Annotated in this window: 12 protein-coding genes and 2 pseudogenes; 4 read left to right on the forward strand and 10 right to left on the reverse strand. The window is 40.9% G+C overall.

Annotation, left to right across the window (positions count from 1 at the left end):
• Window positions 1-109 precede the first annotated feature (109 nt).
• Window positions 110-379 carry a thermonuclease family protein gene (locus ACO05P_RS11795; RefSeq protein ID WP_421751108.1) on the forward strand — a complete coding sequence of 90 codons (270 nt, stop codon included), beginning with the start codon at window positions 110-112 and terminating at the stop codon, window positions 377-379.
• Between the two features lie 45 nt (window positions 380-424).
• Here the strand turns inward: ACO05P_RS11795 and ACO05P_RS11800 are convergent, their stop codons facing one another.
• Complete coding sequence (locus tag ACO05P_RS11800) at window positions 425-673, reverse strand: XRE family transcriptional regulator (RefSeq protein ID WP_421751109.1); 249 nt, start codon at window positions 671-673, stop codon at window positions 425-427.
• Between the two features lie 123 nt (window positions 674-796).
• On the opposite strand from ACO05P_RS11800, the gene ACO05P_RS11805 reads away from it, so the two are divergent.
• Window positions 797-1,231 carry a hypothetical protein gene (locus ACO05P_RS11805; RefSeq protein ID WP_421751110.1) on the forward strand — a complete coding sequence of 145 codons (435 nt, stop codon included), beginning with the start codon at window positions 797-799 and terminating at the stop codon, window positions 1,229-1,231.
• Between the two features lie 50 nt (window positions 1,232-1,281).
• On the opposite strand, the gene ACO05P_RS11810 is transcribed toward ACO05P_RS11805, so the two are convergent.
• The gene (locus tag ACO05P_RS11810; protein ID WP_421751112.1) at window positions 1,282-1,800 is read right to left on the reverse strand and encodes a hypothetical protein; all 519 of its coding nucleotides are present in this window, start codon (window positions 1,798-1,800) and stop codon (window positions 1,282-1,284) included.
• A gap of 175 nt (window positions 1,801-1,975) precedes the next feature.
• On the opposite strand from ACO05P_RS11810, the gene ACO05P_RS11815 reads away from it, so the two are divergent.
• Window positions 1,976-3,844 carry a T9SS type A sorting domain-containing protein gene (locus ACO05P_RS11815; protein ID WP_421751113.1) on the forward strand — a complete coding sequence of 623 codons (1,869 nt, stop codon included), beginning with the start codon at window positions 1,976-1,978 and terminating at the stop codon, window positions 3,842-3,844.
• Between the two features lie 104 nt (window positions 3,845-3,948).
• On the opposite strand, the gene ACO05P_RS11820 is transcribed toward ACO05P_RS11815, so the two are convergent.
• The 3 genes and pseudogenes from ACO05P_RS11820 to ACO05P_RS11830 all read right to left on the reverse strand — a co-directional run.
• Window positions 3,949-4,488: a hypothetical protein gene (locus ACO05P_RS11820; protein WP_421751115.1), complete on the reverse strand. Its 540-nt coding sequence runs from the start codon at window positions 4,486-4,488 to the stop codon at window positions 3,949-3,951.
• A gap of 252 nt (window positions 4,489-4,740) precedes the next feature.
• The gene (locus tag ACO05P_RS11825) at window positions 4,741-5,277 is read right to left on the reverse strand and encodes a hypothetical protein (protein WP_421751116.1); all 537 of its coding nucleotides are present in this window, start codon (window positions 5,275-5,277) and stop codon (window positions 4,741-4,743) included.
• Between the two features lie 110 nt (window positions 5,278-5,387).
• Window positions 5,388-6,451, reverse strand: a pseudogene (locus ACO05P_RS11830) (IS3 family transposase); the annotation flags it as partial.
• Between the two features lie 101 nt (window positions 6,452-6,552).
• Here ACO05P_RS11830 and ACO05P_RS11835 point away from each other — a divergent pair.
• A pseudogene (locus ACO05P_RS11835) lies at window positions 6,553-7,026 on the forward strand (haloacid dehalogenase-like hydrolase); the annotation flags it as partial.
• A 98-nt stretch (window positions 7,027-7,124) separates the two neighbouring features.
• Here the strand turns inward: ACO05P_RS11835 and ACO05P_RS11840 are convergent.
• The 5 genes from ACO05P_RS11840 to pth form a co-directional block, all read right to left on the reverse strand.
• Window positions 7,125-7,652, reverse strand: coding sequence for a hypothetical protein (locus ACO05P_RS11840; RefSeq protein ID WP_421751117.1), 528 nt, complete (start codon window positions 7,650-7,652; stop codon window positions 7,125-7,127).
• Between the two features lie 14 nt (window positions 7,653-7,666).
• A complete protein-coding gene (locus tag ACO05P_RS11845) occupies window positions 7,667-8,104 on the reverse strand; it encodes a hypothetical protein (RefSeq protein WP_421751119.1) in 438 nt (145 codons plus the stop codon).
• A gap of 1 nt (window position 8,105) precedes the next feature.
• Window positions 8,106-18,875, reverse strand: coding sequence for a SpvB/TcaC N-terminal domain-containing protein (locus tag ACO05P_RS11850; protein WP_421751121.1), 10,770 nt, complete (start codon window positions 18,873-18,875; stop codon window positions 8,106-8,108).
• Window positions 18,876-18,881: 6 nt separating this feature from the next.
• Window positions 18,882-20,561 carry a T9SS type A sorting domain-containing protein gene (locus ACO05P_RS11855; RefSeq protein WP_421751122.1) on the reverse strand — a complete coding sequence of 560 codons (1,680 nt, stop codon included), beginning with the start codon at window positions 20,559-20,561 and terminating at the stop codon, window positions 18,882-18,884.
• A 311-nt stretch (window positions 20,562-20,872) separates the two neighbouring features.
• Window positions 20,873-21,436 (reverse strand): aminoacyl-tRNA hydrolase, encoded by a 564-nt coding sequence (gene pth, locus ACO05P_RS11860; RefSeq protein WP_421751124.1) that lies wholly within the window; start codon window positions 21,434-21,436, stop codon window positions 20,873-20,875.
• Window positions 21,437-21,442: the final 6 nt, after the last annotated feature.

The following is a 21,442-nucleotide window of genomic DNA, read 5'->3' on the forward strand; positions in this document are numbered from 1 at the left end:
TAAATGAACAATGCTGATAGAATGCAAAAAAGTCCTATAATAGATTGGCTTGAAGGAGATTTTAAAATAGCTCCACAGCAAGCCCAACCAACAATAAACCTCATTGCAAATGGACATTATTCAAGGACGGGTATTTCGCGTAATCGACGGAGACACCTTTGACATTGACGTCACCAATATTGGAAAGAAAAATAAATTCAACTACCACGCTGAAGAGCGTATACGATTCAGTAGTATTAATGCCCCAGAAATAGACACCGGGCAAGGTCAACTTGATAAGATATTGCTGGAAGAGATTTTACTAGACAAAATGGTGGAAATTTCAATACAAGCAAGAGACACTTATAACCGAATCGTAGGCGAAGTCAAATTAATCTAATAGATAACCCCAGATCATCACGATCTTGGGGTTTTCTATTTGTTGTTACAAAAATTCATCAAAAAACTCCGAAAGGCTCATTCCATGAGCATCCAAAATCTTGAGAAAGCTGGCAAAGGTGAAATTCGTGCCTTTCTCCATTCGCCAGTATTGCATTCTTGATATGCCATGTTCTATAGCAAAATTCTCATAGGAGGTATACCCCTTCTCTACCCTTATTTTCTCCAGCTTTTTGGCAATTGCCAATATTCGCGGATCTAGCTTCTTAGACTGCCTGTCTTCACCTGTACTCACCTTCTTTCAATTGTTTCAAGGCAAAGATGCAGGTGGTGTTTTCTTCGTGTTACCTCTTTTGTGTTACACCATATATAAACATTATTTCCTTATGTTTGCCCCATAACTAATAACCTATTTGCAATGAGACTATTACTATTGTTAAGCTGTGTGCTCTTTTCCAGCCTTAGCCTTAAAGGGCAAAGCCAGCCTAATGACTCTATCCTCCCCGTTAGCCTTCGGCAACTTACCCTCGATGATAAGTCTTGGATCACATCCAATGGATTTCCGCTCACTGAGTATGACTACTCCAATGATAACATCAACATGGAGCTTTCATTTGCTCTTAAAGAAAGGAATCAGGGTGAGGTAATGTCAACTATCAGTTACATAGCCATTGGGGCCGGTGGAGCCCTCTTATTGGCTCCATTGGTTATAGAGAGTTTAAGTGGCACCCGTACCATTTCGACAATATTCATGTTAGGTGGAATAACCCTAAACCTAGCTGGTATGTATAACCGGCTAGGAGCTAAAAAACGCGTTGAGAATGCGAGTTACCTCTTCCAAGAAAGCAGGTGATAAAAAGGCTCCTCAGAATAAACCTGAGGAGCCTTTCCTATAATGGGTGGTTAACAAGTATGACCATTAGCCGGGTCATACACTCCACATCGCTCTAATTCTCCGTAGCCATTTGCACAGAGGCAATACACTCCAGCTTGAGTTGAGCTTTGAAGGTCAAGCACTCGAATGTCTCCATTCACCTGGAATTGAGCGAGGTCAGGAGGGCCATCTGGACCGGTAAAGGCAGTGTAGCCAACATTGAAAATGCCATTTGGGGTTTCAACTAAATCATCATCCTGTTCTGCATTTCCTCTAAAACTAGCGTCCTCATTAATAACGGCATCGGCGAAAATGGAATCTCCATATACTCGGAAGTACGTGGAACTATCAAGGCTAGACTTATATCCAGGATTTGAGGGTGTAGGCGATAATTGAAACTTGTTCACATCAACATCTCTACCCTTCACCAAACCTCCTGGCACTGGGCCACTGGCAATGGCTACTGATTGTACCGCGATGAAGAGCACCGTAAGGAGTATGATTGAAACGACACTCACTTTGATATTCTGAAATCCTTCTTTGTTCATGAACACCAGTATATCAAAGTCTTAGAATCAAGGAAATCTGGTATGTGGATAAGAAGCTTTGACCTAGTCTAGTGCGGGGATAACTAATTGCCAATTAGTGTTTTACGGGTTATAATGTTGGCAAACAGAACGACTGTTTGTGAAAAAAACTCTTTTAAAAATTAATACCTATCTCATGAAAAATCTAGTATTTGGTTGGGTGTTAGTTCTTCTAACATTCAGCGTTCAAGCTCAATGGCCCGTCCATGCTGATTCATTAAAATCAATGGTCTTTGTTGACCCAGAAGAATTTCCTGATGCCCTTATTTCTCCAACTGCGGAGGCCTTTGTGGTTCGTGAAGACAATGCGACCCATTCTGACCTCTATCTAAATGGAGTTCGACATGATGCACTAATTCTCAACAGTGACCCTTCAACATTATGGTCAAGATGTATGGGAATCGGGAAAGCTGAAAATGAAGACAGCACTTTCTTCACTTACGGCTTTTATATCAACTCTCCATTGGACACATTGGTAGGAATGCGCTTAAGGGTCTTTCATTTAAGTGATCCCGATTCAACCATTCTAGCCATCAATTTCCTCGGAGTAATACCTTATCTAACGATTAAAAAGGCCTTTGTTTCTGATAGTAGTGTTTACATCCTAACCGATGCCATTATGCAGAATACCTCAGTTTCCATTGTCCAGAATAATGGACCCGCTCAAAGCGGAGGAACCCTTACTGGAGTTGGTGCAGGATTTTTAAAGTTTGATCGCTTTACCGGTTCCTTACTCAAGCAGGTTTACTTTCATCATAATGACAATGATGGAGGCTTAAACCTGACCTTTTGGAACACTTCTATGATTGCCGTGAATGATGATTTTTACTTTTCAAGTGTCAGTAGCCTGGGAGAAAACTTTACCCTGCATGGCTACAATCGTAACTTGGATTCAGTGTCTACCTATGCTATTGCAACGGATACCAGTCAATCAAAGCCTAACCCTTATTTTGGTAAACGAGAAATGGCTTATGGAAGCTACAAAGGAGAAGACTACTTAGGGGTAATTGCGGAAACCGTTCCGGTGATTATTAATCTAAGCACTGGAGTAGTGAATTACATTGAGGACATTTCCAAACTTATGGTTGATCATCCCTATGGATCTACCGGAGCCTTTTTTGTGGATAGTTCCTTTATCTTTTTCCATGGATTTGTAAAAAGGGTGGAGCTCTCTACCATGAAGTCTTCAATTATCCGTCATGATTGGATTACAGATGATCCAAACTTACATGGCTACGGAACTTCAAGTATCCAAAAAGAAGCAAGAGTCGGAGGACTAGGGTTTATGGCTGGTACATTGCTAAATGGTGAAATCCAGTATTACAGCAGAAAAATCATTCAGACAACTCATCCCGGACTCTATCTTGACGGTAATCCGATATTGAATTATCCCGTGCATGATAGTGATCATGTAATTAGTCGAGGAAGTATTGACCTATCTATCGATGATCGTCCTGGCACTGAAACTCAGTTCCTATGTGCCGAATGTGATTCCGTGCAACGAATCGGACACCTAGTGAGATATGTAGTTTCTGATAGCTCCAAGCTTTCAAGCCTACATATTACCCGAATTAAGGGTGTCGAGAATTCTGTTGTTGGTCCTGAAGTTAGCAGTATAATTGACTTTTCTACAGATACTACCATTATCTCGTTTACGCTAGATTATCTAAAATTTAGTGACTTAACGACCATGCGTCAGTATGTGGAGAAAGCCATTGTTATTTCACCGGACACAAACGATACCTCGGGAATTTCCATTCCTGAGGAGAAATTAGAACTTAGTTTGTATCCAAACCCCTTTCATGACCACCTGAGTATTCCTCAGGAATATCAAAACAATAACTATACGTTTACCCTATTCGATGTATCCGGAAAAGTTATTTCCCAGGAGCACGACATAGGTGAACGAGTAACCCTTTCCGCCCTAACCTCAGGTATGTACTTTGTGCATATAAGAGATAGGGCTGATGAGCCTGTTTTGGTACAAAGAGTCATTAAAAAATGACGACAATTCAACGCTAATTGAAGCCACCTCGACCATGAGGTGGCTTTTATTATTTTGTGCTTCAAATATTTGTAATAGCCAGGCTGGTATTAAATCCATTTACACTAGTCCCACCACAAGTAAACAATTTTCTTGTCCTTGTATTCATCTCTAAGCACTCTTATTTCGTTTTCAGGATCATATTCAACTTCATCAGGCTTTAACGATTTGGTGGCCTTAATTATGTCTTCCCTACTCAGATCACCAATGAAATAAATCATGTCCGTATAAAGCCATGCGTCATCCATCAGCTGTCCATCAGTATTAACCAACACATCCTTTATTTTAACGTATGCGGCCGTAGTCTTAGGATTATCCGCGATAATCTTTAGCGTTCGGAAATACTCTTTAATTGCTGGCTTGGTATCGAGATTAGGTGCTATGGATGCTACATCATTATTCCCGTCAAAGAACTCATCAATTGTTAATAGTATCGGTTGTTGGATGTTTGGAAAATTAAGTAAGTCATACCTCTCAATCAATTGATCCCGTTTCTCCCGATCTATCTTGGGTTCTACAGCTCCGAATGAACATGAAGATATGCTGATGAAGCCTACTAGGGTCAGAGAAAGTGTCGAAAAAAAATGAAGCAAAGATTTCCTCATAATTGATGCTCGTTGATTGAAAGAATTTGGCACCTCTATGATTAAGCAGCATTATTATTAGGATGAAGGAATCCCAATTTACCACCTTTTAACAAAGAGACATGCCCAATGAGACAATCAAAAAGCATACCTAGAACTACCCTTTTATTGATGGAAGAGCAAGATAGCATGTCATTCCGTTGACTCTACACGACATGCGATCTTGTCGGGGAAAGCCCCGAACCCCTGTTTAAGTGCACTTACAACAGAATGCTAATTACCGATACAAGCATCGCACGACTTATCCTTAATAAGTTTCTGAATACTTTCGTATAAACTCCTAAAGTCTTCGCCCGGTGACCTTAGCCATGCTACTTCTTTCACAAACTCTCCATTAGTAATGGTGACAACACACCCGGTCGCATTGGTTTGGATCTCCCTTAGACTATCGACTTCAGTCCTCTTCCTCAGTGTATGTTGAAGTTCAAAAACATCGCTTGAAATAGTTTCAAACTGATTTTCAGTTAAAACACCAAAGGAATACCTCAAATGTGCGGAAACGGCTGAATCTATAAGAACCGTTGGTAAATATGCCATTTCCCCCGGTTTGGTATAATACACCCGGTATAATATATCTGATTCATATTTATTTAAAATCAAGACCATGCTCGTATCAAAAGGTTGAGGAAGAAAAACGGCTAAGAACTCTTTCGATGACACACTATTCTCATCACATGGAATACCATATCCAGTTAATAGGTTACAACTGAATTGACCATTTTCATCTTTAACATCATTATCATCTACCACACAGTGTAAGCTTCCTGTAAGCTTCCCCTGATCCGAACCATTAGTTAATTGACTTTTCCAAAGATAGTATTGTTTTCAACCACCCCGAGGGTACCCTCGGGGTGGTTGCGTTTGGCGTATACCCTAGGCGGTATATTTCCTAATGAATCATGAGGTTTAAAGTTGTTATAGTCATGCATCCACTTTTCTGTTTGCTCCCTTACCTGATGGATATCTTCAAAAATATATTTGTCCAGCACTCCTCGGCGGTAGCTTCCATTAAATCGCTCTATAAAAGCGTTCTGTGTGGGTTTGCCGGGTTGGATATATCTAAATTCTATTTCATGAATGACGCTCCATGATTTAGTGAGCTCAGCAATGAACTCGGGCCCATTGTCCATTCGGATCACATCGGGTTTACCCCTGCGATTGATTAAATGATTAAGCACATATACTACTCTGTTTGATGGAAGTGAGAAATCTACTTCGATATGTAGTGCTTCTCGATTGTAGTCATCAATTACCGTGAATGCACGAAACTTGCGCTTGTTTTCTAGTACATCATGTACAAAGTCCATACTCCAGGTCTGATTCGGCCTATCAGGCACCACTAACGGTTCTTTTACCCGAGCGGGTAATCGCTTCTTAACCTTTCGTCTTAAAGGTAGTTTTAAAGCCACATAAACACGATGTAGTCGTTTGTGGTTCCAAGTCTTGCCTTCATTACGTAAGCGGTGATAGGCGTTCCAAAAGCCTTCCTCAGAATGTTCTTTTGCTTTCGTCAGTAATGCTTCTTCCAGCTCACGATCATCCTTTGCTTGGGCTTGATAGTAATACACGCTTTTACTGAGGTTTAATACACGGCATGCCCTGCTAATACCGTAGCGTCTAGATATTTCCTGACCAATCTCTCTCTTACGGCAGGGCTTTAAAGCTTTTTTTCAATAATCTCTTTAGCTAGTTGATGATCTAGGGCCAGGTTCGCGTACATCTGCTTAAGCTTCCTGTTTTCCTCTTCAAGATCCTTTATACGCTTTAACTCCTTTCCACTCATGCCAGCATAACGCTCTCGCCATTTGTAAAACGTTGCGGTACTAACCCCGTACTCTCGGCTCAATTCCTGTGCACTTCTACCTTGATCAAACTCTTTCAAGACCCTGGCAATCTTCTCTGGCGAAAACTTACTCTTTCTCATAATCGACTGTTTAAAATTAATCCTATTCCTCTACTTTTAAACAGTTCGGTTTTAAGGGAAGCTTACAGTGCGAACTAACGGAAAGAAGGTTCAAACAAAAAAGACTTCATAAAAAACACCTAGATGAAATATCAAGTAACACAAGCATTATAGAAGGATCCAAAGAATTGATTAACAAATTGTTAAGCAAAGGCGTAGATCTATACGTATGTTCAGGATCAATAGATTATATAATTAATCGTGTCCTTGGTAAAATGAAAAAGTCCTTTTTAGAAATCAAGTCAAATCGCTTTTTATTTGATTCGGAAGGATACTTGAGTGAAATAAGAGGAACTAAATATGATTTCGAAGGTAAGGCAAATTACATAAATCAAATAGCTCATGAAAACTCCTACGAACCGTATGAAATACTTTTTGTTGGGAATTCATTAAATGATGAATGGGCATTCGAATCAGGTGCAACCACCCTATGCATCAACCCAAGTATGACTAACTTCACCCACTCCTATCAATGGAGCTATTCCTTGAGAAATGTTAAAAATTTAAATGAAATAATGGAATATATTCATGTTTAAATGAAGTTCAAGCATAAGTCCCTCTATAAAAACAAGTTAGACATAAAAATGTTAGTAATAGTGGTATGTTTTCATTCACACACAAATCTGACCACTACCTACTCAAATTCAATCCTCTGAACAACTCTTACAACTCCGTTCCTCCTAACGCGTTCCTTTTTTTGCTTTACACTAGGGAGTATTTTCATATTCAAATAGCTCAACAGAACGATCACCAATATATTCAAGCCTAACGTAATAAGACTCAATATATTAATTGATTCACCACTTTTGAACAGCATAATTAATATAAAACCAAAAACATAGAAAAAGCACAAACCTGAAACCCAAAGGTAATATTTATACCAGCGTTTTAACACCACAGTTAATGCAAGTCCAGACCAAACTAAAATAGGAATCATTCCGGTTGATAAAAAGACAATAGCAAGTGTAGATAACAATAACATTACAACAATCCAATTAATAAAATCGTATTTATTAACTGCCTTATTTGAGGGCATGTATCTAATTATCTCTACCAACTTTGATTTGGGAAAATCCTTAGACAATAACTGAAAAACATCTTGATGACCTTTTCCTTCTTTCAATAATCCTTTTGCTGCTTGCCTTACTTCACTCTCTGTCATTACTGCTTTATTTTTCAAATTCCACTATGAATTGAAAACACCAGAACTAATCCTTGTGCCAACGCCAAGCCCATGATTGCAAAGTCCCAGCTAGTAAATTTTCTTATCTCCTTTTCAGATATTAACGACTCAAATGGCTTTGTTGGAAAATAATGAAATTGTGCTGGTCTATTGTATTCCTGCTGTGATTTAAGATGAATTATATAAGCTAATGGGTATGTAACCAAGCCGAAAAAGAAAGCCTTAAAAATGAAAAGCCCCATTACCAAAGAAGCTATTAAACAAATATATAACTCTCTCTTTTCTATCACAAGAATTAAAAGAAAGTTGGATAGCAAAAAGGTCAAGACAGCCAAAGTTTTTTCCTCTAACACTATTCCAAACGCAAATGTTAAAAAATGGAGTAGGCCCATTAAAACTATGATGCCAATTACAGAAAGTAGTCTAATCATTTCAATTAGAATAGTTATCCTTAATTTCCGAGCCAGTCTGATAAATTGCCGTACCTGCTTCATATGCATCCAATGAATTTGGCACAACATCTAAAAGCGCTTTCACTTCAGGCTCGGCTAAGCTTGTGGCTGGCGCCAATAAGGTCACACCAGGAGCAATATAACGATCAAATATACCCGATTTCTCAATTCCAAAAATATCTTCCCCGTTACTCATAGTGTACGCAGCATTTGACATGGACAAAGGAGGAATGCCAATTGCACCAAGATTACCAGCTAACTTTGCCATAGGTTTAGCAACGTTCCTATCCAATGATTCAGCCGTTGACCCAACCGTACTGGTCCCCGAAAAGTTTCTTTTCAACCAATTACCAAACTGTCTATCAACAGTATGTAACCAAGTTTTATCAGTTCTCTCCTTGTTTCCGCCCTTTTTAAACTCTTCAAAATAGATATGATTCATTTGATTTTGTGCACCACCAATAAACCGGACTGTCTCTGTAGTCATCCAAGACACTCGATAGGAACCATCTTTTTGTTTTTCCATTGTTGCACCCTCATGCTCAGCTGCTAATTGTTTTGCTAGTACATATTGATCAGAATGAATGAGGTTATCCCAAAACCCTGCACCTTCAACCCACATTCCATTAGGATCTTTCAAATTGATAGGATTATTCATGGTGAAATTATACGGACTCCAGCTTGAATACTTTTCCGCCAGCGGATCCACACTCAACCATACACTAATCTTAGGATCGTAGTAACGGGCCCCATAATAGAAATTCCCGGTCTCATCATCCCATTCCTTACCGTTAAAGCGGAAGCGACTGGAGAAAGAGCGATAATTGAATGCCATCTGATTTTGCAAATTTTCTCCCCAAATAGTATTATGGAAAAACTGATATGCATCACCGCGCATATCGGTAATAAACTCCACAGAACCTAAATAATCAGGATGGTACCAATACATCACTGCTATTTCTGAGCAGTCAATATTTCCTGCCTCTTGAGCTACAAATGTACTTTGCTCGCATGCACAAATAGTTGGATCTAAATCGTCTTCACAATAAACCGCTAAAGTAACCCCATCCGTTAAACTAGGTTGTGCTAACATGGCCTCCCAGTCCAACTCCACCGACACATCATATAAACAGTCCATAGTTGCCTGCATATCCTCTATTACAGCGTCAGTAGCAAGGCTCATATTCCCTCCTTCGTAGCCAAGACCAGGCACAAAGCCAGCCGAGTCCACTAAATGACTTAGAGCAGAGGAAATACGTTGATCGCCCATATAATAGTGCTTACTAATTAATACCGCTTCCTCATAATGAGAGGCAATAAAATAAGGATTCACATATACAGTTGGGCTTTCCAGGCTTAAAACCGTCTGACCCTGACTATTCGTATTTACCAGGCTACCGGTAATGATCGTTTTTAGCACTCGCTCACCTGCATCATCGTAAACATAATGAGCCAAATCTGAATGGTCATTATCTCCTTTTTTAACCCCTCTCAAAGTTTGATGCTCATTCCAACAAAAAACTTCGATCTGATTTGTCCCGGATCCACCAATCTCCTTACGCTGAATAATACTTCCAACATCATTATAATCCAGCTGATACCCTTTACCAAGGCTATTAGCCACTTGGGTAATTTGATGATCTTTTCCATTGGGAGTATCATAGCTATAGGTAAAATTATAATTCGATATTCCTCCAGAATTATCGGTCAAGATTTTTGTAGCTAATCGACCAACGGAATTATAAGACATTGTTTGAGTAATATCATGAACAACCGTGGTGGTGCCTCCTGATTGAACTTGATAATTCTGATCTACACCAGTAATCTGATTTAAACCGTCATACTCAATATTATCAAAGCTATATGCCCCTCCTAAGGAATTGCCATTAACCGTGACATTATTGGCTGTATTTTCAATATTGGCTGCATTACCTCTAATATCATAGGCAAAGCTTTTATTCAGCAATTGACCACTGTTGGATTCCAATTGGACATTGCTCAAACGTCGAGTATTATCGATTTGAAGCTGAGTACTGGTCCCATTGCCATAAACGATATACTCTCGGTTACCTAAACCATCGTATAAAATGGTATCCAGGATAGAGTATGAACTGGTCATTCCGGGTAAGGTCCCATCCATTGCCGTTAAATTAGCACAGAGATCATAGCTATAAGACACCTCTTCTCCATCCGGATAGGTCATATCCAAAATTCGACCCCAGCTATCATAAGAAAAATGGGTGGTGAATTTGCGGTCGCCTGCGGTTGGGACCTGAATTAACTTTCGCTCATAAACTACATTACCCAATAGGTCATACTTAAATTGATCCTCTTTAAAGCCATTGCCTTGTTCGATCTTGACAATTCTTCCCGCACCGTTTTTCCCATCTCCTTTGGCACCATAAGTATAGGTAACATCATTTAAGTTACCAGTTTGAGGATATTCTACAGTTAAAAGTCGATTTTTAAAATAGGTTCGGGTTATACCAGTAGTTCCAGTAGCCGGTGTTTCTGTTTTTAAGAGATTTCCTGCCAAATCATAAGTGAATTTGGAAAGTCCCCGATCTGGATGATTCTCCTGAGTTAGTCTTCCAAAATTATCATAGGTATATGTGGTGGATAAACCTGTTGCATTTGTGGAAGATTCCAATTCGCCCAAATTATTGTAGTCAAAAACGGTAATCTCCGGGCTTGAATAACCAGCACCTTTAAAACCTACTTGCATCACTTGAAAGCCCCGTCCATCAGTAAACATCTGTTTATACATATCAGGAATACTAGCGACACCTATTAGCTTAGATTCGGCTACCATTAAATCAGTCCCTTCACCAAATGCATCCGTGGACTGGTAATAATTAAACTCAGTTTGGATGTTCTTCCCTCCTGAACCTGGAAACACATTTGTATATTGAACTCTACCCAAGAGATCATACTTGATTTCTTGATTCTTTGCAGGATCACCAGTATGTACTTTATTACCGGACAATTCCACCAAATTAAGTTCTTTAAAGTCAGGCAATATTGAAGCTTCTTCCAGGAAGCTCCATCTGCTTAATCTGGTCCACCCCATCTCATTGATATTACTGAAACCGGAAACCTCTCTTTCAATCTGGAAATTCCCTGTTCCAGAGTTCCCGGAACGCTCATTTCTGGATTGAACAACCTGCCCAAATCCATCCACAAAAATTGCCGTGCGCATGGGATTACTTAAAGCAGAGCTACTGAGGCTTGGCACTGCGCTGGCTGGATTAACCGCCGGATTTGTTAATCCAGCATAATTTGATGCCGGAGCATTAACATTTCTCGAAGTTATGGCCACCGGAACCTTTTTTAGTGGATCATTGGACGCTGGATTATAGCCATCCAAATCATACTCAAAAGTTAGGGTCGCATAGGAAGCTGAATTCTCCAGATGTGCATAATACTCTCTTGGTGCCCAAACCTCAGTTAATCTGAATAATCCATCGTACACATAATGGAGTGGATAACCATTCAGGTCAATGGAACGCAGCAGATTTCCGCTCTTCAAATCATAATCATAATAAGCCTTATCATTAAACTGATTTTCGACCTCGACTACATAGGTCTCCACATCTGAATCGTAGCTTAAATTAATATCTGCTCTTTGTGAATTGGCATCTAATGGACCCAGGAACTGAGTTACATTTCCATATATATCGAAAGTTAAATTAGTCACAGCCTCTGCCCCGCCAGCTAATTTTTGCTTCAACTCCGAAGGCACACCCTTGCCTGAAACCAAAGCACTTACTTCACTATATCTTGACACTGGATTTGAAGTAGCTCCTTCATAAATTTCGTGCTTCTTCAAAACATTAACGGCATCACTGGTATTGATGCCCGTTTGGGGGTCAAAATACTGCATCAAGGCAATCAAATCTGCACTATAGGTTACATTATAGTTATCCTCCTCAATAAAGATCATATCATGAACCGGCTTTTTAAAGTCAATAGTGACCGAAGGTTCACGACCTTCACCAGTAAACATAGGACCTCCACAATCGGGTACAGCTGGATCCCAATAAGATTCAATAATAATTGTGTCTACCAAATAGGCCGGATCAGCCGTATAGCTTACTTCAAAGACCATTGCATTGGGAATATCCAAGCCCGTAAGCGTTACAGTTTGAAACTCGGTGGTACTATTATCAATTAGATCCTCAATTAATACATCAAAAGACTTTGTTTCATAATAGTAGTGGTGGATAGTATCCATTACCGAGGTGCTAACAGAAGTGCTTGTGCTGGCCTCTCCTTTTTCGTATCGCGTAATGTTGAAATAGTTGTCGTACTCCGCGCTAAATTGCGAGCTCTGGTGAAAATAAGTGCTTGGAGCTGATGCGCTTGTAAACACATCTACTGAGTCTACTATAGGCCTAACCACTGTTTGCTCATTTACAATCGCAGGAAACAGTGTATTGGTCTCTCCAATCTCGCCCCAAACTACCGGACTGCTGGTTTCCGTTTCGTTAAAGTCCAAAACTTGATCTACTAGATAATACTCTATCGTATTATGTTTATGACTGATCATTTTTTGATACTCATCTGTTTCGATATAGGTATCAGCGCTATTTAAAAGGTTTTCTAACTTATAGCTAATATCAAAATTCAATAAGTGTATTTCATCCTTTAACACCTTGTGCTTATACTCATATCTCTTACGACCTTCAAAATCCGGATCTGCAAATGGCTCATAGAGCAAGACTTGAGAGTAAAAACGCTGTTCAATATACTCTAAATCATTATTAGCATCAATAGAAACACGCTTATAGCCTTGAGGTATACTAGCATTCTCATAGGCTCCATCAGGAAGACCGAACTCAAACCTGGGCTGGATCACTTCCAATCTTGAAAAGCCTAAAAAATCGCGTTCCCTTCTGCTTTTAAAGCCTCCATCATATAAATATTCATAGACGCGGACATCGACACCATCGACATCTACTGCATCTACCACAGCGTGCAATCCATCATCTACGGTGACGGTTTTCATAACCCACTTACTCATGGGCATATCCCAAAACACCAGTTGATTGTCTGAGCTGCGATGTGTTTTCACCTTAGGTTCGTGATATCCAACCTTATTCCCAACCAGCTCATAGTCAATGGTAAAGGTCCCACCTAAATCATTGGTCACTGTTTTAAGTCGGTTACCCTCTCCTATTTTATTATAATATACGGCCAATTCATCACTTCCATTATTAACCACAAAGTCTGGTGCGCCATCCCCATTCATATCCATAAAGGCCGCTTGACTGGAGTTGAAGGACACATTTGGACTGGCTTCAACATTGACATTGAGTTTAATCGAGGTTGCCGGGATGGTAAAGGAAATAGTAGGGGCTGCGAAGCTGGCTGAAATACCGGTGGATACCGATTCATTCATTGGCTCGTCCAAAGTAGGGCTGGGACTAATTGAATAAACTGAAAAGCCCGAACCGGTATTTAACTCAAAGCCAATAATATTTCCTGATGCCGAATAAATCAACTTATCAGGCAAGCCATCCTTGGTAACATCCAGGTATTCGATCTTGCCATAATTCAGTATTCGGTTCACATTTATCCCAAACTTGAAACTCTCATTCTGGCTTCCGCCAGACTTGTCTATCAATTGAAGTCCACTGCTCAGATTAACCGACATTTGTTGTTGTTGATCCTTTACCAGAGATGGCATGGGAGCATAAGACGCCATGGAATAGCCCAAGTTCAGGCTTACTTTCTGATTGGCCGCACCATAATCCTTAACCTTATCTACCAGGCCATCCCCATTGATATCCTTCCAACTAATTTTAGTTTCTGAACTCGTAGTATTAAATCCTCCACCTAAGGAAAGTGTGGACGTAGCGGATTCATCTTCCGTCTTCACAAATCGCATATCCTGATTTAGGAAAGATCCGGAAGAAACAGAAACCGATCCGGAAGAACTTACGCTCTGTCCTTTATAGCCTCCAGTATAGGTTATTGCCGAAGTTTGCAAACCTCCCAAAGGATTGGTAACTCTTGCCTCTAGACTAGCATCGCCACCCCAAAGGTCCGGATATCCATCCCCATTTAAATCCATTAATTGTCGAGTCGGTTCGCCATAATACTGGCTCCCGGAAGCTAGTCGACTATTTGTATAAGATGTCCCCAAATTGGTCCAATCCAGTGGGACTCCTAGTCCACCTCCAAAATTTATTCCTTTTGTATAAGACTCACTTCTTTGTTTAATACCATAAGCGATATCGGTTCCACTAGGAGGGCTCTGACTTGGCCCTAAGTCTAAGTCGGGTTCCAAATATTTTCCTGGTGCTTGAACACCATCTTTTCCAAAAAAGCCCAAATGCGATTCAAGTACAGAATATCGATCTAAGGAATACGGAGTATTTGGGCTATAATCTCGTGTATAATCTCTGAGGCCAGCGCCATACTCACCGCGATAAGGTGAAACAGGCACAAATAACAATTCATCAAAATCTGGGAACAAACTTGAGAGTTCACTAACGTCTTCTACCTTCCTAGGCTGTGTATCACTCAGGTAATTAACACTTGTAGCCAATTCCATTGTGGGCATTTTTATATCTGCCTTGTGTATAAATTTGGTTAAATCTGGTTCACTCCAGCCAAAATATCCCCAATGTTGCATCTGATCTGCTAAAAGACTGCGATTTTGGGCATAAATACTTGGGTAGAGATCGTCCAGTTTAGAAAATGATTTTTTGCTAAGGTTTACTAACTCGTAGGAAGGCACTAAGGTGGACCAATATTCAGCCAAACTTTGGTCCGTTGAGTAAACTTCCAGATATACATCTTTTCCATCCACGACATAACCTGGGAACTGATAGGCCCCGGTACTTGGATAAGCTAATCGACTGGCAATAGTTCCCAATAAAGCTCCATCATCATCTAGAGCATATACTGCATAGCTTTGATCGACATTAAAACGGATAGCGCATTTCGCTACCAAGGTCCCATCAATTTTCTGCACCAAATACACCGTTTTGTAATTATCCACGCCATAATTCGTATATGCGGAAAACTCTTCTGTGGAATAAAATTGCGAATAATTAACAGTTCCGATTGCTGGCCAAATTCGATAGGTTGATCCAGAGTTTACAGAAAACGCCGCAGGAGGATTATGCTCTACAAGCCTGTTATACACCCCAAAATCTACCACCGGATATCGAACTGGGTTTCCCGGAGGGCCATTTAAACAAGATTCCATATCGATTTCCACTTTGGGTCTCCAATCAATGCTTTGCCAATTAACCGTAGAAGTACTTTTTACTTTAAAACTTAAAAAAGCTTCATAGTCATCCGTAGAAATGCCGGAAAGCATATCTTCTGCGCTACCATATGTATTAAAGAAACTAGCATTGGGATATGAGGCATTAGCCTTTGTAAACATACTTTCAGTAATGGTATTAGTGGTACCTGCTTCTAAGACATACTGATAAGTCCACTCATATTCATATTCACCATCGGCCCTGTTCATTAATGCTATGCCCACTTCAAATACAACATCATCCGATAAACCTGTAGCAACAGATATACTTGGCCAGGTAAGTTTAAAATCAAGTTCAGAAGGAATCTCAACTGGTTGTTGGCCGCTTAAGAGAAAGGAACCGGCAGCGCTCGTCTCGGTAAAGTCTGTTCCGGCACCATCACGTTTGGTGGAACTATGGTTGGTGTAAGTAATTCCTGGATCCCATACCAGCAAATCATTGTAGCCATTATCTCCACTTGAAGTTCTAAAGAATATTGTATCTCCTTCTTGTACAGATACGCTGCTAAAACTCATATTCACAGGACTGCCAGCAGTCACTGTTTGAAAGCCTGATCCCATGAAAGCTTTATTGTATTCAATAGCCACTTTTACGGGTCCCGTATTACTTCCTCTTAATGCTGCACTTCCATCGATGTCAATGGTACCAGTAAATGGGGCAATCCAAGGTCTTACTAATTGAAGATCTTTAATCGGTTCTTGATCGGGATCTGCAGGAGGGGTCGCACCGGTTACAATTGGGTTCAAAGTTGCATCCGAATGCTCGGTATATTGCAAGTTCCCCATATCATCCAAAGTCCCAAAGTAGATGTAGTCATTGTCCCCAACAGGGCGCACCAAATCTGGAAGACCATCCGCATTATAATCCGTTAGATATTGATAGGTTGTTGACCAGCTTCTGTTCCAATTTTGACCATAGTTCACATTGATACTAATAATTCCTGGAATACTTAATTCACCAACAAAGTCAAAACCATAATCGAAAGATGTACTATAGGATTTATTAAATACTTCCTGATCTATTTTTAGTTGAGTTCCTTTTACAAGATTCCCCTCTTCATTAATTGTAATAGGGTAATAATAATCGCCGCTTAAGGTATGTTCATATAAATCAGGAATACCATCGCCGTTCATATCTCTTAAACCCTGTCTTTGATAAGATTTACTAATACCACCACCGATATTAGCACTAAAGGCCATATTCTTACCTGGCTTCTGCTCTTGGGGTAGGGGAGCATATCCAGTACCTAAAGAAAGTTTTGAGTTTATACCAAAGCTGGTGCTTTTGGAAATTGGCAGTTCAGGTGAGTTAAATACCAGCGTTTTTTCAACGCCACGTAACTCATCAGAAATCTGAGGGAAAAGAGCCTGTATTTCTACATTGTGTTTAACGTATTCCGGTGTTTCCTCAAAACCAATTCCGGGGTCATAATATTCGAAATCATGACCGTGAAAAAGTGTTCCGCTGCGGTATTCTTTTATGCCACTTAAACGGTTTTTATACAGAGTAGTTTCATTACTCAGATAAGCAAAATCATAGGACTTAATCAGTTGAGCACCATAATAAACTTTGATATCATCTAATTGAAAATCGTCATAAACCAAAAAGCCATAATTAGCCATTAAACTAGCATCTGGTCTATTATTGCTAGAATTGAACTCCACTTTGTATTTAGCCGTTGGGCTACCAGAAGTGTGCCCTGTATAATCAATATAATCCAGGACGATTTGTTGAGCGCCGTCTTCCATGCTCCCTGCATTACTTACATCAGTTCTTGCATAATGGTATTCAACATAGTTGCCCCAAACATCAATGATCTTGCACAACTTCCACTCTGCAATGTCACTTGCCGCATTCTTTTGCTTCCTTAATACCGCATTTGCAGCTACGGTAGACCCGTCATAAGTGCCATAGAAAAACCTTGTTCCTGAAGCATCTTGCTCAATCCAAACATAATCGTCCGGGCCTGTTCCCTTCCGGATTAAATCTTTGTACCCTGTCCGGGTTCGTTCGAAAAACCTAACATCTCCAGAAGAGCGATTATACACTTCACGGTTAGCCCTTCTACCCCCTTGAGAACTTGCCTGCTCATTGTATTCATTCTCTTCGAACAAAGGCTCCCCATTCATTACATAGGACTCCGTTTGAATTTGGCTATCATACTCAGGAACTCCCCATTTTGTGTCTACAGAAATACTAGGCACACCTATGTTCCAGCCATAACCAGCCCATGAACTACCGCCTTCTGAATTGTAAGACAATGCCAACTGTGGTTGCATACCCTTTCTTCCCGCAGGAATCTCTAAGGGATAAGAAAGGCTCGCCTCGCCAGTTTGACTGATACTTGGAGGTTGCATTAAATTCATTCCCGAAGCCGGATTAGCAGGCTTAATATCCTGAATCATCGTAGGTGCAAAGGCACTGGCCTCAGGCATTTCAGGGGATTTGATTAAGGCCCCAAAATACTGGGTTTGACCCTTATTGGGCACAAAGGCAATTTCCCCATTGGTATCGATAGAGTCAATCGCTACTCCCTGCCAGGATTTTGTACTGTAATCGAAATAATAAACTTGTAACTCACTTAATTTCTGCTGGGAATTCAACTGGGCAATGTTCAGCTTAAAGCCAATTTGCTCCGCTTGGGCTGCTACTTGTGGTGAGGGCTGATAGGCCTTGGCACCCGAAGTAATATTGATAATCCCTTGGGGTAAAACCGGCATTTCTACCTCGCGTAGGCGATAGGCTTGAACGGTTTCCATCGCTGGTATGGACTGGAAATAAGTAGGGTCTTCTACCACCACTCTTTCCAATCGAGGGCTTTGCATAGCTCCGTCTGCCTGACGTTGGAATTCAAGTTTTGGACTCTTTATCTGAGCGGAGATTCCCAAACCACTGGGAACGGTAAATCGCAAGTAGTTTAAGCCTTCCTTTAAATCAGAAGCCGCGATTTTCTCGCGTACCTGATGCCAGCGATCATCCTTAACCAAGCTTCTTTCTCCAAAAGTTTCATTAGAGTTAAAACTCTTGGCCAAACTGCGACCGTCTTCTACGCCATTTACTTCGTAGGTAAGGTAAACCGAAGACCAATCGGCAGACTTAAAGTTTTTAGGTAATTGAAAATTGAATATATCATCCTGGGGATCGTTCAAAGGCATATTGAGCTCCATACCAATTAAAGCCTCATCTTCCATAGCAGGTACTGCAAAGCTTTGTACCTCACTCAGATCAAGCAGCTCATTCTCCTGAACAGGCTGGGCTTGATGGATTGGAGTATTCCTTCGAGTGCCACTATTAGCCTTGCTTAGGCTTCGGGATTCTTTGGTTATATGACCCGATTTATTTAATGTTGGGCTTATGGGCTGCACTTCTCCCCAATGACTCAGGGCGCGGGCACTGGCATGCAGATCATTGAATAAAAAGAAAAATACGAGTAGACAGGAGGCTACTTGGCTTATACGATCAGTTTTCATAAGGTCTTAGAAGCGTTTCTTAACGGTCAGTTTTTGGCTATAGGCTTGATCCTGGCTATGGAAAATAAAGGTGTAGGCACCAGGGATTCCTACGCGGAAGGTCCATTCTTGCAAATCAGATTGAATGCTTATTTCCTCCTGATGCATCAACCTTCCTTGAGGATCATATACCTCAATACGCAGACTTTCATCAATTGGGAATTCATGAAATTCGAAGTGGGCCTTTTCACCGGTAAAGCCGGGATTGGGATAAACTACAATACGTTGACCTTCCTCATAGCTAATGGAAGAAGCCTGGTTGCTGGCCACAAAACGGATTCCGCCTTGAGCACTATCCGGACCCGCCACCAAAAAGTCTCCTTTGGCATCACCTTCCTGGCTTTTCACCCAAAGATCATATTGCCCGCTACCCACCTCAATCAGTAAAGGCGTTTCGTACATGGTGGTATCATACTGAGCTTCACCTTGCAAGGCGTTTAATTGCACTTCTACCGGCAATTGACTTGGATCTACATTTAGTGCCATTAGGCCTGGACCTTGTGGCATAATGCCTACGCTGGCGGTATCATCGCAGCTATTGCCCTTCACGCGAAAGCGGTAAATACGATTGGCTTTGAGATCGGCTAATGCCAGGGCCATTGCTAAATCCGATCCAAATTGAACCGACTTCACTGAAATGGTATCCATACCATCGGTCAAGATGATGGTATCATTAAAAGTTGAATTCTGATGCTGAGGATAATACAATCTCAAACTATCCGCAGAGGATTGAAAATTTTGAGTGCGTAGGCGCCAAGCGGTTATAGGGTATTGCTGATTGAGGTATAGCTCACAATCAAAAGTCTCACTTTGGTCGATGCGTTTGGAAAGCACCATGAAAGAACCCTCTTGCATAAAAAGTTGAGGCATGGTCCCAAAGGGCACGATGGTATCCAATGCCACAATTAAAGAATCCTCATGATAAGCAACGGTTTGGCTTTGCTGTAATCCGGAAAAAGGAAAGTTACCCAAAGCAATTACTTCACGGTCATAAACCTTATCTCTTTGCGGTGTCCAATAAAAACTCGAAGCGCTGTCTCCTGGATAACTGCGTAAGCTTTTATCCTCATTTTTAGTAGTAGGAATGGAATACTTTAAAGAAAGGTAAGCTTCCATTAAGCGCATTTCCTGCTTGGAAAAAAAGCGATTGTAAGCGATAACTTCAGCTACCTCAAACATATTGGTGTCGATCTGAGGCGCCACTGCCACACCACCGCGCATACGATAAGCAGGGAAAGAAGCCGATAATATTAAGGGGCGAGTTTGATCAGGCACAAATTCTCTACCTGCGCCACGGTATAAAATTTCAGTATCTGTAATCTCCAATCCTTTACAGCGCAAATAGCTCTTTCCGGATGGCTGATTATACAGAGGACGTACCACTAAAAAAATGCTATGCCCTCGTTCCGGTAGTCGAGCAAATTTTTTCAAAGCGCTGCTCACCGAGTCATTGGATAATATCGGATGATTGCCAATTAATGGGCCAGGGAATTGGCTCTGGTACGAATTAAATGGCTGCGCGGGTTGTGCATACCAAATATCCGGTTGACCTAATTCAGTTTGAGCTTGCTGAATTTGCGGAAAGAGGAAAATAAGGCCTGCTGTAAGCAGACCTTTCCCCAGACGGTTAAACTGAGTACGAAGCATAGATTAATTATAAGGTCTAAACCTTTGACTCAAATCAAAAAACAGGTTGTCTAAAAAGAATTAGGAAACTCCCACACCCCCATAATTCAACCTTAAGACAAAGGCTAAAAAATACTTTCTGTGGCGAATGTAAAAGAATGATTTGAAAATGAAGGCGCCTATATTTACCACTATATCGGAATTATAATCCGCATTAAACTATTTGCAAGCTATACAAGGGATACGCGCCATTCGTCAATAATTAACGACAGCACATTTCCAACTTTAGCCACAAAAATTAATAGTCCGGAAATATTCGGATGAACCTAATTTTATCCGTTGAACTGGTTCATGGTAATTTGAGGTCCTGCTAATGCAAAGCTCTCAATCGCCTGAGCGGCTTTATCGATGCGTGGGTTTACAATATCCCATTGAGAAGGGGTCCAGCGACCTAAGACATAGTCGACCTGGCGACCGCGCGGAAAGTCGCTACCGATACCAAATCGAAGGCGAGCATAGTCTTGTCTGCCCAATACCTGATTGATGTTTTTAAGGCCATTCTGACCGCCATCACTTCCCTTAAGCTTTAAGCGCAAGGTTCCTGGGTCCAAGGCCAAATCATCAACCACTACCAATAACTGGTGTAAGGGAATTTTTTCTTGTTGTAGCCAGTAATTTACCGCCTTACCACTGAGATTCATGTAAGTGGTAGGCTTTATAAGAATGAGCTTCTTGTTCTTCACTTTCAGCTCCGCGCGACTGGCATAGCGCTCGGTAGAAAAAGAAGTGCCGGAGCCAGCAATAAGCCGGTCCAGCACATCAAATCCTATATTATGACGGGTTCCCTCATACTCAGGCCCAATATTTCCTAATCCGGCTATGAGGTAAGTGGACACCCGAAA

The sequence above is a fragment of the Croceimicrobium sp. genome (genome assembly GCF_965228705.1).
In the GTDB taxonomy this organism is placed as follows: domain Bacteria; phylum Bacteroidota; class Bacteroidia; order Flavobacteriales; family Schleiferiaceae; genus Croceimicrobium.

Excerpts from the sequence above, each read along its gene's own strand:
- ACO05P_RS11795 (WP_421751108.1), top strand. The coding sequence starts at position 110 with ATGGACATTATTCAAGGACGGGTATTTCGCGTAATCGACGGAGACACC.
- ACO05P_RS11805 (WP_421751110.1), top strand. The coding sequence starts at position 797 with ATGAGACTATTACTATTGTTAAGCTGTGTGCTCTTTTCCAGCCTTAGC.
- ACO05P_RS11810 (WP_421751112.1), bottom strand. The coding sequence starts at position 1,800 with ATGAACAAAGAAGGATTTCAGAATATCAAAGTGAGTGTCGTTTCAATC.
- ACO05P_RS11815 (WP_421751113.1), top strand. The coding sequence starts at position 1,976 with ATGAAAAATCTAGTATTTGGTTGGGTGTTAGTTCTTCTAACATTCAGC.
- ACO05P_RS11820 (WP_421751115.1), bottom strand. The coding sequence starts at position 4,488 with ATGAGGAAATCTTTGCTTCATTTTTTTTCGACACTTTCTCTGACCCTA.
- ACO05P_RS11840 (WP_421751117.1), bottom strand. The coding sequence starts at position 7,652 with ATGACAGAGAGTGAAGTAAGGCAAGCAGCAAAAGGATTATTGAAAGAA.
- ACO05P_RS11845 (WP_421751119.1), bottom strand. The coding sequence starts at position 8,104 with ATGATTAGACTACTTTCTGTAATTGGCATCATAGTTTTAATGGGCCTA.
- ACO05P_RS11850 (WP_421751121.1), bottom strand. The coding sequence starts at position 18,875 with ATGAAAACTGATCGTATAAGCCAAGTAGCCTCCTGTCTACTCGTATTT.
- ACO05P_RS11855 (WP_421751122.1), bottom strand. The coding sequence starts at position 20,561 with ATGCTTCGTACTCAGTTTAACCGTCTGGGGAAAGGTCTGCTTACAGCA.